This window comes from Aureibaculum koreense (assembly GCF_034296135.1).
In the GTDB taxonomy this organism is placed as follows: Bacteria; Bacteroidota; Bacteroidia; order Flavobacteriales; family Flavobacteriaceae; genus Aureibaculum.
Window position 1 is genome coordinate 1 of the sequence record NZ_JAXKVV010000021.1, and the last position, 13,294, is coordinate 13,294.

Below are 13,294 nucleotides of genomic sequence, written 5' to 3' on the forward strand. Positions count from 1 at the left end.
AGGGGTTAAAAAAATTATGGAAGCTAAAAGAGTGATACTTTTAGCTTGGGGCGAAAGAAAATCCAATATTATAAAAGCATCTACCGAAGGCGAAGTAACAAGTAACGTGCCCGCATCTTATTTGCAAGAGCATAATAATGCAACTTTCGTATTAGATCAAGCGGCAGCTTCAAAACTAACAAGAGTCAACACACCTTGGTTGGTTGAAAAAATTGTTTGGACTGATAAATTAATCAGAAAAGCGGTTTTAAGTCTGGCACTTCATCTAAAGAAACCGATTTTAATGCTTACCGATGCTGATTATATTGAAAACGGCATGAGCGATTTATTGGCAGATTCTGGCCCCGCCTATGATATTAACATCAAAATATTTAACAAATTACAAAATACCATTACGGGGTGGCCAGGGGGCAAACCCAATGCAGATGATAGTAAAAGACCAGAACGTGCAGAGCCTGCCAAAAAGCGTGTTATTATCTTTAGCCCACATCCTGATGATGACATCATTAGTATGGGTGGCACATTTAAAAGGTTGCACGAACAAGGGCATGAAGTTCATGTAGGCTATCAAACATCGGGTAACATTGCGGTTGCTGATGACGAGGCCTTACGGTTTGCAAGTTTTGTTCGCGATTATAACGATAAATTCGGTATCGATAACAAGGAAGCCGAAATCATCTACAAAAGAGCTGCTAAATTCTTAAAGAACAAAAAATCCAGTGAAATAGATACCCCAGAGGTTAGGTACATAAAAGGATTGATAAGAAAAGGGGAAGCAAGGGCTACTTGTCATTTCGTGGGCATTCCAGATGAACAAATCCACTTTATGGAATTGCCGTTTTATGAGACAGGTACTATAGAGAAAAATCCTTTAGAAGAAAAGGATATTAAAATAACCATGGACTTGATAGAAAAAGTGAAACCACATCAAATATATGCTGCGGGCGATCTGGCAGATCCGCATGGAACCCATAAAGTATGTTTAGATTCTGTTTTTGCCGCAGTTAAAGAGCTAAAACCTAAAAAATTTATGAAAGATTGCTGGGTTTGGTTGTACAGAGGGGCTTGGCAAGAATGGGGAATTGACGAGATTGAAATGGCGGTTCCCATGGGTCCAGATCAAGTAATGGAAAAGCGTAAAGGTATCTTTAAACATCAATCGCAAAAAGACGGTGTGGTTTTTCAAGGTTCTGATAGCAGGGAGTTTTGGCAACGTGCTGAGGACAGGAACAAAGAAACAGCTGATTTATATGACGCTCTAGGTTTGTCCCATTATGCAGCTATGGAAGCTTTTGTCAGATACCATTTTTAATAGATTGTTTTTTGGTGTTATATTCAATAAACAATTTGACCGTATATTAATTTAGCGTTAAAATTGCAAATATTATTAGCTGAAGAATTTAATGCTGACAATAAACTCTATCAATTGGCAGAGACACTAGTGATCAAGAAAGTATTGAGCATAGCTTAAATAACAATATTGGGGTCGGTTTGGTTGAATTTTGCTATCTTCACGTTATCTATAAATCCAATGAATGGAATCAACTATTTTAACCGAAATATACAAACATCCTCTTATTAGTCCCGAAGAATTAAAAACTATCTGCTTAGCACACAAAAAGATAACTTTAAGCAAAGGAATAGACTGGCTAAAAGAAAATCAAATTTCCAATAGTTACCTAATTCTCGGCAAAGGACTAATGCGTTCGTATGTTTATAATTACGAGGGTGACGAAATAACAACCAATTTTTTTTCTAATACAGAAATTGTTATTGAAGTAGCCTCACTTTTTCAGCGAATTCCTTCACAAGAAAATATTGAGGCTATTACAGATTGTGATTGTTGGCAAATTGATTTTGATGTTTTTCAGCAATTATTTCATTCCATAGAAGGTTTTAGAGAGTGGGGCAGATCGTGGATGGCTCAAAGTTTATTCGAACTCAAACTACGCTCAATTTCTACCCTTACGGATGATGCCACTACTCGCTATCAAAAACTGACAACAGAAAAACCCCTTGTGTTACAACACGCACCCTTAAAACAAATTGCTTCTTTTTTAGGGATTACCAATTCCTCACTTAGTAGAATTCGGAAAGAAATACTCTCCAAATAAAATTAATTGTCATAAGGCATTTTTATTTTTTACTGTTAACTTGCATTCATAATTTTAAAACTAGAATAATTATGAAAAATTTTAATTCAGTCGTATGGTTTGAAATCTATGTTAACAATATGGACAGGGCCACAAAATTTTATGAAACGGTATTTGATATTAAACTTGAATCTTTACCCAATCCCACCGATGATCCAATGGAAATGAAAACCTTTCCGGGCGATATGGAAAATCATGGGTCGAACGGAGCATTAGTTAAAATGGAAGGTTTTGAAGCGGGCGGAAACGGTACACTGGTTTATTTTGGAAGCAAAGATTGTACTACCGAAGAAAGTAGAGTTGAAAAAGCTGGAGGTAAAATTGTTAAGCCTAAAATGTCTATTGGGGAATATGGATTTATCACCTTGTTTTTCGATACCGAAGGGAATATGGTAGGGTTGCATTCTATGGAATAATGCCTGAATAATCAAAAAAAGTAAATTCCAAATCCCAAAAATTTCAGCAATAATAAAGTTTTATCTCATATTTTATACAACCGCGAAGGTACCCTTAATTTTTGTGGCGAATTTTGTATCAATTGTATGGTGAATTTTAATGAAAATCAATAAAAAATGAAACAAAATTTTAAACCCGAAGGTTACAATTCCGTATCACCCTATTTTGTAGTTGATGGTGCAAACAAACTTATTGATCTGTTAACTAAAATATTTGATGCCATACCATTAAGAAAATACGATATGCCCGATGGCACTATTTTGCATGCGGAAATTAAAATTGACGATTCCGTTTTGATGTTCGGAAATTCCTCTGACCAATTTCCGCCCAATAAATTATTGACCCATATTTACGTAAATGATGTCGATTCCATTTTTAAAAAAGCAATTGATCTTGGCTGTAAACCTTTAGAAAAACCAAAAGAAAGAGAAGGTGACCCAGATAGGAGGGGTAGTTTTAAGGATTTTGCAGGAAATATTTGGTCAATTGGAACACAAATTAAACCAGAGGAATGATATGACAAAAATTAAGGTACAAACCGATTGCGGCAATTCTCCAAAAATGGAATTTTTAAAGGATTTTAATACCGCGTTTGGAACTGGAAACACCAAATTTCTAATAGATAATGTAACGGATGATATTGTTTGGAATATGATTGGTGATAAAACTATAAAAGGTAAAGAAAACTATGCCAAAACCATCAATGGAATGAAAGATAAAGATGTTTCTGAATTTATCATTGACAACGTGCTAACACATGGTACATTAGGTGCTGCAAATGGAGTGGTAAAAATGAAAAACGGTAAAAACTACGCTTTTTCAGATATTTATGAATTTAAGAGTGCTAGTTCAAAAATATTAAAGACTATCACGTCTTATGTGATTGAAATTTAGAAAAGTGTTACTTCCTTATATAAACATTCTTAACAAAAGGACACCAGGTTTTGCCTTTATCTTTTGTGTAACCTACCACCAATTCGTTTTCTGAAGCTGATAACGCTTTGTATATCAATTTAAACGAAACTTCTTCGCCAGATTTGCTTTTAGCTTTAGTATCGGAATCTAAATTTGTAAAAATCAACGTGTCATTTTCAATTTTACCTTTGTAAACGTCTATACTTCCTAACGGAATATCTAAAGACAACAAACGAAAGCTATCATCGAGTAAGTCGCAACCAATAGTATTGCTTAGGTTAACAATGCAATTCTCTTTGTTCAATTTTACCTTTTCTGTAATAAAAGTATCCTTAATCAGACATTCGGAACTGCCTTCTCCAGATTTAACCCAACCTTCGGCAAGTGAGTAACTATAAACTTCAATAGTATAGCTACCAACTAAAAAACTGATTTTGCTAAAACGATTGGAGATTTCGTCATCGGTAAAGGTTGGCATGTACGATAGCATATTTTGGGCTTTGGTTTTTTTTAGTACAGAAACTGTCCTATTATTAAAAGACGACAACAATTATAATGTGTTACAAACTTTAACATTTATAATTATACTTATTTCAACTATAAATTAATTATGAAAAAATTCATACGCATTTATTGGCAAATGAAAATTATTAAAGCAGTTGATAAGTTAATACTGATAAGAATTTACCCTGAAATGAATGAATTAACAATCCTTTAACCTTTTAAACAAGAATCTAAATCTTCCCAAAAGCTGATATAAGATTTAGTAACCACATCGGCATCTTGAACCGTGAAAGGAACTTTTAATGCTAACGGTGCAAATGCCATTGCCATTCTATGGTCGTTGTAAGTTTTTACGGTTACATTTTTGGCAAACGTAGTATTTGAAGTTTTTAAATGCAAACTTTTATCTGTTATTTCAATGTTGGCACCAAATTTTTGAAGTTCATTTTGTAGAGCTACCAACCTGTCCGTTTCTTTAATTTTTAGCGTGTGTAAACCTGTTAAATCACAGCCAATTCCCAATCCGAAACAGGTTACGACTATGGTTTGAGCAATGTCGGGAGCGGATTTTAAGTTAAGAGTTATGCCCGCCTCCACCAACTGTCGTTGGTTACGGACGGGTAAAAGTTTAGAGTTATGAGTTTTTGCCTTCGTTATGGTTATTGAATTATTATTAAATTCGGTTATTACACCAAAATTTTCGTAAATGCTAACCAAACAACTATCTCCTTGCAAACTTTCTTTATAGTAAGAGGATAACGTGATACTTTTACCTACTTTACTTAACGCTACTAAACTATAAAAATACGAAGCGGAACTCCAATCAGATTCAACAGTTATAGTTTTGTCTTTTATAGATTTTTGAGGTTGTATCTTTATGATATTTTCTTCCCAACTTGTTGAAATTCCCAATTGATTTAGCAAATTCAACGTCATTTCTAAATAAGGACGCGAGGTAATTTCTTCTAACAATTCTATTTCCAATCCTTTTTCCAAACTTGTGGCAATCAATACCAATGCAGAAATATATTGGCTACTAACATTCCCGTTTATAGAAACTTTTTGTTTGGTAATTTTTTTCCCTTTTATCCTAAGCGGTGGATAACCTTCCTTCTCAACATATTCAATATCAGCACCTAGCATTCGCAACGCATCAACCAAAATTTTAATGGGTCTGTTTTGCATCCGTTCAGAGCCAGTTAAAATCACTTCCCTACTCTCTTTTACAGCAAAATAAGCGGTTAAAAAACGCATTGCTGTTCCGGCGTGACCGATATCAATCAATTCTTTAGTCGATTCTAAAGCGTGTGTTAAATGTACAGAATCATCAGAATCCGATACGTTTTTCAGTTTTAAATTAGGATAAAACTGTTGTAAAATTAAAAGACGGTTCGATTCACTTTTAGATCCAGAAATTTTAATGTCAGAAGTAACTATTTGTTTATCAGTATAATCTAAAAATAAATCCATTCAATGCGTTTATTAATTAACTTTTTATCCTTAATTTTAGCTACTTCAACAAACCTTAATTATGAAAAAAATTCTCTTCCTAGTAATTTGTTTACTATTTGCAACTGCCGACAAAGTTAACGCACAAAAAAGACAAAAAAAACAAAAAACGCAACAACCTCAATTTGCCGAAAAATATTACGATGCTATGCAATGGCGAAATATTGGTCCATTTCGTGGTGGCAGAAGTGCAGCAGTAACAGGTGTGCCAGGTAAAGCAAACCTCTATTATTTTGGTGCTACGGGCGGTGGTGTTTGGCGTACTACCGATGCGGGCAATACTTATGAAAATATTTCTGACGGATTTTTTGGAGGCTCGGTGGGTGCCGTAGCAGTTTCCGAATGGGACAACAACGTTATATATGTAGGTATGGGCGAAAAAACGGTCCGTGGCAATGTTTCTTCGGGTGATGGAATTTGGAAAAGTGTAGATGCCGGAAAAACTTGGGAGCATATTGGCCTAAAAAACTCAAGACATATTTCTCGGGTTAGAATTCATCCTAAAAATCCTGACATTGTCTACGTTGCCGTTATGGGCGATTTGTATAAATCTTCCGAAGAACGCGGTGTTTATAAATCTACTGATGGCGGTAAAAACTGGAAAAAAGTATTGTATGCGAATGCAGATGCTGGAGCGGTTGATTTAATCCTCGACCCTAATAATCCGCGTATAATGTATGTAACCACCTGGAATATAAGAAGAACGCCGTACAGTTTATCTAGTGGTGGAGAGGGCTCAGGATTATATAAAAGTACAGATGAAGGCGAAACTTGGGCGAACATTAGTACTAACGAAGGTTTACCCAAAGGCATTTGGGGCATTAGTGGTGTTACGGTTTCACCTGTAAATTCTGATATTGTTTATGCTTTAATAGAAAATAAAGATGGAGGCATTTATAAATCAACCGATGCAGGTAAAACTTGGAAGCTAATTAATAATGAACGGAAATTGCGTCAACGGGCTTGGTATTATACACGACTGTACGCTGATACCCAAGACGAAAATGGTTTGTATGTTTTAAATGTAAGTTACCATCAATCTAAAGATGGTGGAAAAACGTTTAAATCTTTTAACGCCCCTCATGGCGATCATCACGATTTATGGATTGACCCCAATGACAATCAACGCATGGCTATTGCCGATGATGGCGGTGCTCAAATCAGTTTTGATGCTGGTGAAAATTGGTCAACCTACCATAACCAGCCAACTTCACAGTTTTACAGAGTAGTAACGGACAACCATTTTCCTTATCGGATTTATGGTGCCCAACAGGATAATTCTACCGTTAGAATTTCCCACAGAACCGATGGCAGGTATATTACCGAAAGCGATTGGGAAAGTACTGCAGGTGGCGAAAGTGCACACATAGCTGTTGATCCCAATAATAACGACATTGTTTATGGAGGAAGTTACGGTGCTTTTTTAACACGGATTAATCACAAAACCAATGAGCGGAGAGCTATAAATGTTTGGCCAGATGACCCGATGGGGCATGGTGCAGAAGATATGAAATATCGTTTTCAATGGAATTTCCCAGTTCTGTTTTCACCAAATAATCCTAAAAAATTATATGCGGCTTCCAATCATTTACATGTAACTACGAATGAAGGTCAAACTTGGGAAGTTATAAGTCCCGACTTAACTAGAAACGATCCTAAAACTTTAGGACCATCTGGTGGGCCTATCACCAAAGACAATACGGGTGTTGAATATTACGCCACCATTTTTGCCATTGCGGAATCGCCTACTGAAAACGGATTGATTTGGACTGGTTCTGATGATGGATTGGTTCATATCACCAAAGATGGTGGTAAAACTTGGAACAACGTTACGCCAAAAATAATGCCCGAATGGATGATGATAAACTGCATAGAAATTGACCCGTTCAACAAAGGTGGTGCCTATATTGTAGGTACGAAATATAAGACAGGCGACTACAACCCTTACATTTATAAAACCACAGATTACGGTGCAACTTGGAAAAAAATAACCAACGGTATTCCAAACGAATATTTTACCAGAGCCTTACGTGCCGACCCAAAACGTAAAGGTTTATTATATGCTGGTACGGAACTTGGCATGTACATCAGTTTTGATGATGGTGCTAACTGGACAAAATTTCAGTTGAATTTACCCATTGTTCCCATAACTGATTTAACTATTATAAATAATAATCTAATTGCCGCCACACAAGGGCGTTCTTTTTGGATCATTGATGATTTAACCCCTTTACACCAATTAAATAATGACATTACGAGTAAAGATTTTTATTTGTACAAACCTATGGACAGTTACAAAATGGGTGGTGGCAGAGGAGCAACGTCTAAAACCAGTGGGCAAAATCATTATGGTGGTGTCGCCGTAAACTTTTATGTAAAAGATACCGCAAAAACGGATACGATATCACTTTCATTTTTGGATAAAAATAAAAAAGTAATCAAAAAATACAGTACACATCCGGACAAGGAAAAAAAGGAAGAGCAATTAAAAGTTAAACCCGGAAACAATATATTTAATTGGAATATGATGTACGCTGATGCCGAAAAAGTAGAAGGAATGATTTTATGGTGGGCATCTTTAAGCGGACCGCAAGCTATCCCAGGCAATTATTCTGTGGTGTTGACAAAAAACAACCAAAGCGAATCCAAGGATTTTGCCATTTTAAAAGACCCAAGAAGCGAATCGACACAAGAAGATTTACAAGCCCAATTTGATTTTATTATGGAAGTTAGGGATAAACTGACCGAAATACATAAAGCCCTAAAAAATGTTAAAAAAGTAAAAGACCAAATAGGTGTTTTAAAAAAATCGATTACGGATAAAGATAAGCACAAAGGACTGCTAGAATTTGCGGATAAAATATCGAAAGATGTTACCAAAATTGAAAATAATCTCTACCAGACCAAAAGCAAGAGCAACCAAGACCCATTAAACTTTCCTATTAAGTTGAACAATAAATTGGCCCACGTTAACGCCTTAACTTCAATGGGAGATTATAGACCAACGGATGCTGAAGTGGAGTTTAAAAACGAAATTACAGCTGAAATAGACAAGGAGTTATCAGCACTTTACAAGATTTTTAAAAGTGATGTTTCCCAACTCAACAACAAAGTAAAGGCAAGTGGAATTGATTTGATACAACTAGCCCCATCCCAACCATCCCCTCAGGGGAAGGAGTAAATCCGCTCGAAAATTATGAAATTCTGTCGATAATAATATCCTTTGACGGTATTTATTTTTAAACTCCTCAATTTTTACGCACAACGAACTCCCTCCCTTCGGGAGGGCTGGGGTGGGCTTCTATTTCACGTTCCTGCTCGTTATCCAAACACCGTATAATACACTTACCAATATTTTTGTTAAGAAGAAACGTTTCCATTTTCCTTGGGTAAAATTTTGCTCCATTACGGTTGCCATATCTGCTTCTATAATAGCGGAAAAACTATTAAACAATAAAGAAATAATTACCAATACTATAAAAAAAGGAATTATAATCATCAATGCCCTTTTCCAAAAGAATGCAGATTTTATTTTTTCTAAGAATGTCATTATTTTAATTTTTTATTATTATGATGGCGGTCATGGTCGCGTTCGGTCTTGATCTTCATCTTTTTGTCGAATGACTTTTGCAAATCGACTCCTGTTTGATTTGCCAAACACAAAACCACAAATAACACATCTGCTAGTTCTTCGCCTAAATCTTTGTCTTTATCCGATTCTTTTTCACTTTGTTCACCGTAACGCCTTGCAATAATCCGTGCAACTTCACCAACCTCTTCTGTAAGTTGTGCCATATTGGTCAACTCATTAAAATAGCGTACCCCATGTTCGTTTATCCAGTTATCGACCTCTTGTTGTGCGTTTTGAATATTCATAATAACTTACTAAGATTTATATCAAAGATACTTCAAAAATTCGGCTCTCGAAATTTCTTTTGCCCCGAAACTTTCCAAATGCTTATTATAGACCTGACAATCAATTAACTTATATTTTTCCTGTTGCAATTTTTCTACCAATTTAATTAAAGCAATCTTCGAAGTATTTGAAACCTTGCTAAACATACTTTCGCCACAAAAAACAGTTCCTAGGTCTATGCCGTAAAGACCACCGACCAGCTTGTCGTCTAACCAAACCTCAACCGATTTTGCATAGCCCAGTTCATGTAATTTAATGTAGGCTTCCTCCATTTCATCTGTTATCCATGTGCCACCCTGCCCTTCTCTATAAATGGTTTTGCAAGCTCTAATTACTTCTTTAAAATTCTGATTAAACGTAACCTTAAAGTTGTCCTTTTTAAGAACCTGTTGCATGCTTTTTGAAACTTTTAACTCGTCTGGAAACAACACCATTCTTTCACTAGGACTATACCATATTACTGGCTCACCTTGGTTAAACCACGGGAAAATCCCACTTTTGTAGGCTAACAGCAAACGTTCAGTTGACAAATCGCCACCAATAGCAACAATACCTTCTGGCGAAGCAGTTTCAACTGGTGGGAACCATAATTTGTCGGATAATAGTATCATTTTGGTAAAATAAAAAACCTTTTAGCAAGATACTAAAAGGTTGTTAAAATTGTAACTTTTTATTAATATGTCATTAAGAGCGAAGTAAAACGTAGCGAAGAATCTATTAAATAAAAGAATATTTCAAAAGATTCCTCGTACCTCGGAATAACAACAACAATTAAAACGGTAAATCATCTGGTTCTTCGTCAGAAACATTATCTGCCGGTTGAAAAGCATCAACTGCCTCAACTGGTGGAACCGCATTAGGTGCTTCAGACTGTAATTTTTCAATTCTCCAGCCTACAATAGAGTTAAAATATTTGGCTTCCCCTTCCGGATTTATCCACTCTCTACCACGTAAATTAATGTTAATTTTCACTTGATCGCCTTCATTATAAGCATCTAACAAATTAGTCTTATCTTGAACAAATTCTATCAGTATCATTTGAGGGTACTGCTCATCAGTAGTAACTACTACTTCACGTTTCCTAAAGCCACTTGCCCCATATGTTTTTGTTTCGTCAATTTTTTTGATTTTTCCTGTTACTTCCATTTTATTTTAATTATTTAATTAATAGCACTTTCCAAGCACTTAGCACATCGTTGTTCTCTAAAAATTCTTGTGCAAATTTATGTTTTTCTTCTGTTTTTAAACCTATATAATTCGGATTATCCTTTGCAAAGTTATCAACATCTTGAGTGTTGGGCATAGCTTCTACATTCGCTAACATCCCTAAATTATTTCCCGTAAGGATATTGCTTTTTTTAATTTCGTCAGGAATTTTATCTACCCCAATTCCCAATTTTTGCAAGGGTTTTGGTATTTCAAAAAAACCTTTTTTGGCTCTAGAATAATAACTACCTCCTGCCCTAGCTATTAAATCTAATTTTTCTTGATTTATAGTTCCATCTTCATCTAAAATGTTTTCATCTATGTGCATTTTCAATACTTCACAAATAATTAAATTCCCAGCTCCACCTTCCGTGCCCAGTTCAATGATTTCATTTACTTTGCACTCAAATTGTATTGGCGATTCCGCTACCCTAAAAGGTTTGATTTCTTCAGATGGCAACATGGTAAATCCCGCTTTTTCAAATTCGTTAATACCTTTTGCATATTCAGTACTTGATAAAGACATTTGTTGTGCAATGGCATAATTCACCACATTAATAACTACTTCTTTCACTTCTTTTATATTCTCAAAAGTATGTTTTGTGGTATTGTCCCTACCGCGTCTGGCCGGTGAAAAGATAAGGATTGGCGGATTGGCACTAAAAACATTAAAGAAACTGAATGGAGATAGATTCGGGTTACCATCTTTATCCATAGTGCTTGCAAAAGCAATAGGTCTTGGTGCTACCGCACTCAACAAATAAGAGTGCAATTTGGCTGTCGGTATATTTTTAGGATTAATCGTTATCATTACATTGTTAATAAAAAAACAAAAATACTCAATTCACAAACATAATATCGGATATTTTTTTTAGTTATATCGGCAGATAATTTTATCTTTGTTATAATGAATCTCCCCTTCAACAAGAATATCATTAGATGGATATTAATAACAGCAGCCTTTTTACTGGTTGCTCTTATTTTATGGAATACCAATACCTTCTTCAAAAATTTTAAACAAGAAGAACGTACCAAGATGGAGATTCTGGCTACTGCCCTTAAAAACATGAATTCTTTAGATTTAGATGATTTGGATGCAGACATCTCTTTGGAAGATCAAATAATTAAGAGCAATAAAAATATCCCAATGATTTTTACCACAGAAGATAATGTGATAAAAGGTTGGGCAAATTTAGATGTTGAGGATAAAAACACACAGTACAATGACCTGCCTGATAAAGATAGGATGTACCTAGCCAATCAATTGGCAGAAATGCGAAAAGAAAACAATCAATTGATAGTGCCAAGGGTCTCTAAAGATGGACCTACCACCGATTATATTTATTACAGAAATTCAGATCTTTTATATAAATTAAGATACTACCCGTTAGCTCTTTTGCTTATTTTATGCCTTTTTGCCATTGTAATTTATTTGGTTTTTAAATCTACCAAAGTAGCTGAACAGAACAAACTTTGGGCAGGTATGGCCAAAGAAACCGCCCATCAAATCGGCACGCCGTTATCCTCTTTATTGGGTTGGGTAGAAATACTCCGCATGGACAATACCGATGAAAATACGGTAATGGAAATTGAAAAAGACATTGAGCGTTTAAACACCATTGCCAACAGATTTTCTAAAATTGGCTCTGTGCCTAAATTAACCAGGCATAATATAGTTTTAGAAACTAAAAAATCTTTTGATTATTACTCTTCGAGAAGCTCAAAACTTATTGATTATCATTTTGATACGGATGAAGACGAGAAAATATATGCGATGATTAATCAACAATTATTCTCATGGGTAATTGAAAATTTAGTTAAAAATGCCATAGATGCTATGGAAGGAAAAGGGACTTTGAGAATTAAAGTTTTTTCCAAAGATGGCAAATTTGTTCAGGTTCAAGTTACTGATACGGGTAAGGGAATACCGAAAAACTTATATCGTAAAATATTTGAACCGGGTTATACTACCAAAAGACGTGGTTGGGGATTAGGGTTATCGCTCACCAAAAGAATTATGGAAGATTACCATGATGGAAAAATTCTAGTAGAAAAATCTGAAATTGGTGTAGGTACTACTATGAGTGTGTTGTTAAAAGAATTGTAAAATACTAGCCTAAATTCTTAGCTATTTTTGCCGCCACTTCTTCAAATTCCTCTTTACTTAAACTCACTTTTTGCTGAAAAGTAGCATCTTTCATTGAATTTAACGGGATCAAATGCACGTGTACATGTGGAACTTCCAATCCGATTACGGACATTCCAATTCGCTCACATGGAATAGCTTTCTCCATGGCAATGGCAATCTTTCTAGAAAATTGCATGAGTCCGTTGTAGGTTTTCTCGTCTAAATCGAAAATTTTATTCACTTCTTTTTTAGGTACAACCAAAGTATGTCCCTTAGCATTGGGATTGATGTCTAAAAAAGCAAAAAAATCATCATTTTCTGCTATTTTATAACTTGGTATTTCCCCATTGATTATTTTAGTGAATATAGACATTTTTGAAAGTTTGTTATTTTTCTGTTTGTAGTTTTTCTATTTTTTACCCTATGCAAAAGCTTCAGACAACGCAACGGCATTCATTTTTTCACTTCTCATACTAGATTCATTACTTTTTTCTCGTACTTTTCACC

15 protein-coding genes are annotated in these 13,294 nt (G+C 35.2%); 7 read left to right on the forward strand and 8 right to left on the reverse strand.

Annotation, left to right across the window (positions count from 1 at the left end; genetic code table 11):
• The 5 genes from UMM65_RS14130 to UMM65_RS14150 all read left to right on the forward strand — a co-directional run.
• The coding region (locus UMM65_RS14130) for a PIG-L family deacetylase (RefSeq protein ID WP_321977430.1) at nucleotides 1–1,312 on the forward strand (1,312 nt) is incomplete at its 5' end.
• Between the two features lie 223 nt (nucleotides 1,313–1,535).
• Nucleotides 1,536–2,114, forward strand: a complete 579-nt coding sequence (locus UMM65_RS14135; protein WP_321977432.1) for a Crp/Fnr family transcriptional regulator — start codon at nucleotides 1,536–1,538, stop codon at nucleotides 2,112–2,114.
• 71 nt (nucleotides 2,115–2,185) lie between these two features.
• Nucleotides 2,186–2,569, forward strand: coding sequence for a VOC family protein (locus UMM65_RS14140; protein ID WP_321977434.1), 384 nt, complete (start codon nucleotides 2,186–2,188; stop codon nucleotides 2,567–2,569).
• A 156-nt stretch (nucleotides 2,570–2,725) separates the two neighbouring features.
• On the forward strand, nucleotides 2,726–3,124 hold the full coding sequence (locus tag UMM65_RS14145; protein WP_321977436.1) for a VOC family protein: 399 nt from the start codon (nucleotides 2,726–2,728) through the stop codon (nucleotides 3,122–3,124).
• Between the two features lies 1 nt (nucleotide 3,125).
• The gene (locus tag UMM65_RS14150) at nucleotides 3,126–3,503 is read left to right on the forward strand and encodes a nuclear transport factor 2 family protein (RefSeq protein ID WP_321977437.1); all 378 of its coding nucleotides are present in this window, start codon (nucleotides 3,126–3,128) and stop codon (nucleotides 3,501–3,503) included.
• A gap of 7 nt (nucleotides 3,504–3,510) precedes the next feature.
• Here UMM65_RS14150 and UMM65_RS14155 read toward each other — a convergent pair whose 3' ends face one another.
• Together UMM65_RS14155 and UMM65_RS14160 are read right to left on the reverse strand one after the other, a co-directional pair.
• Nucleotides 3,511–4,014, reverse strand: a complete 504-nt coding sequence (locus UMM65_RS14155; RefSeq protein WP_321977439.1) for a hypothetical protein — start codon at nucleotides 4,012–4,014, stop codon at nucleotides 3,511–3,513.
• 224 nt (nucleotides 4,015–4,238) lie between these two features.
• On the reverse strand, nucleotides 4,239–5,498 hold the full coding sequence (locus UMM65_RS14160; RefSeq protein ID WP_321977441.1) for a 3-phosphoshikimate 1-carboxyvinyltransferase: 1,260 nt from the start codon (nucleotides 5,496–5,498) through the stop codon (nucleotides 4,239–4,241).
• Between the two features lie 61 nt (nucleotides 5,499–5,559).
• Between UMM65_RS14160 and UMM65_RS14165 the strand changes: the two genes are divergently transcribed.
• Nucleotides 5,560–8,718 (forward strand): WD40/YVTN/BNR-like repeat-containing protein, encoded by a 3,159-nt coding sequence (locus UMM65_RS14165; protein ID WP_321977442.1) that lies wholly within the window; start codon nucleotides 5,560–5,562, stop codon nucleotides 8,716–8,718.
• Nucleotides 8,719–8,838: 120 nt separating this feature from the next.
• Here UMM65_RS14165 and UMM65_RS14170 read toward each other — a convergent pair whose 3' ends face one another.
• The 5 genes from UMM65_RS14170 to UMM65_RS14190 all read right to left on the reverse strand — a co-directional run bounded on the left by UMM65_RS14170 (nucleotide 8,839) and on the right by UMM65_RS14190 (nucleotide 11,470).
• Nucleotides 8,839–9,087, reverse strand: a complete 249-nt coding sequence (locus tag UMM65_RS14170; protein ID WP_321977443.1) for a hypothetical protein — start codon at nucleotides 9,085–9,087, stop codon at nucleotides 8,839–8,841.
• Nucleotides 9,087–9,413: a nucleotide pyrophosphohydrolase gene (locus UMM65_RS14175; protein WP_321977444.1), complete on the reverse strand. Its 327-nt coding sequence runs from the start codon at nucleotides 9,411–9,413 to the stop codon at nucleotides 9,087–9,089. Before UMM65_RS14175 ends, UMM65_RS14170 begins: the two co-directional genes overlap by 1 nt.
• A gap of 21 nt (nucleotides 9,414–9,434) precedes the next feature.
• Nucleotides 9,435–10,064 (reverse strand): leucyl/phenylalanyl-tRNA--protein transferase, encoded by a 630-nt coding sequence (aat, locus tag UMM65_RS14180; RefSeq protein ID WP_321977446.1) that lies wholly within the window; start codon nucleotides 10,062–10,064, stop codon nucleotides 9,435–9,437.
• Nucleotides 10,065–10,224: 160 nt separating this feature from the next.
• A complete protein-coding gene (locus UMM65_RS14185; RefSeq protein WP_321977447.1) occupies nucleotides 10,225–10,599 on the reverse strand; it encodes a DUF3127 domain-containing protein in 375 nt (124 codons plus the stop codon).
• A 10-nt stretch (nucleotides 10,600–10,609) separates the two neighbouring features.
• Entirely contained in the window at nucleotides 10,610–11,470 is an 861-nt protein-coding gene (locus UMM65_RS14190) for a flavin reductase family protein (protein ID WP_321977449.1), read from the reverse strand.
• A gap of 96 nt (nucleotides 11,471–11,566) precedes the next feature.
• Here UMM65_RS14190 and UMM65_RS14195 point away from each other — a divergent pair, with 96 nt between their 5' ends.
• Nucleotides 11,567–12,766 carry a sensor histidine kinase gene (locus tag UMM65_RS14195; protein WP_321977451.1) on the forward strand — a complete coding sequence of 400 codons (1,200 nt, stop codon included), beginning with the start codon at nucleotides 11,567–11,569 and terminating at the stop codon, nucleotides 12,764–12,766.
• A 4-nt stretch (nucleotides 12,767–12,770) separates the two neighbouring features.
• Here UMM65_RS14195 and UMM65_RS14200 read toward each other — a convergent pair whose 3' ends face one another.
• Nucleotides 12,771–13,160, reverse strand: coding sequence for an HIT family protein (locus tag UMM65_RS14200; protein WP_321977453.1), 390 nt, complete (start codon nucleotides 13,158–13,160; stop codon nucleotides 12,771–12,773).
• Between the last annotated feature and the right edge of the window lie 134 nt (nucleotides 13,161–13,294).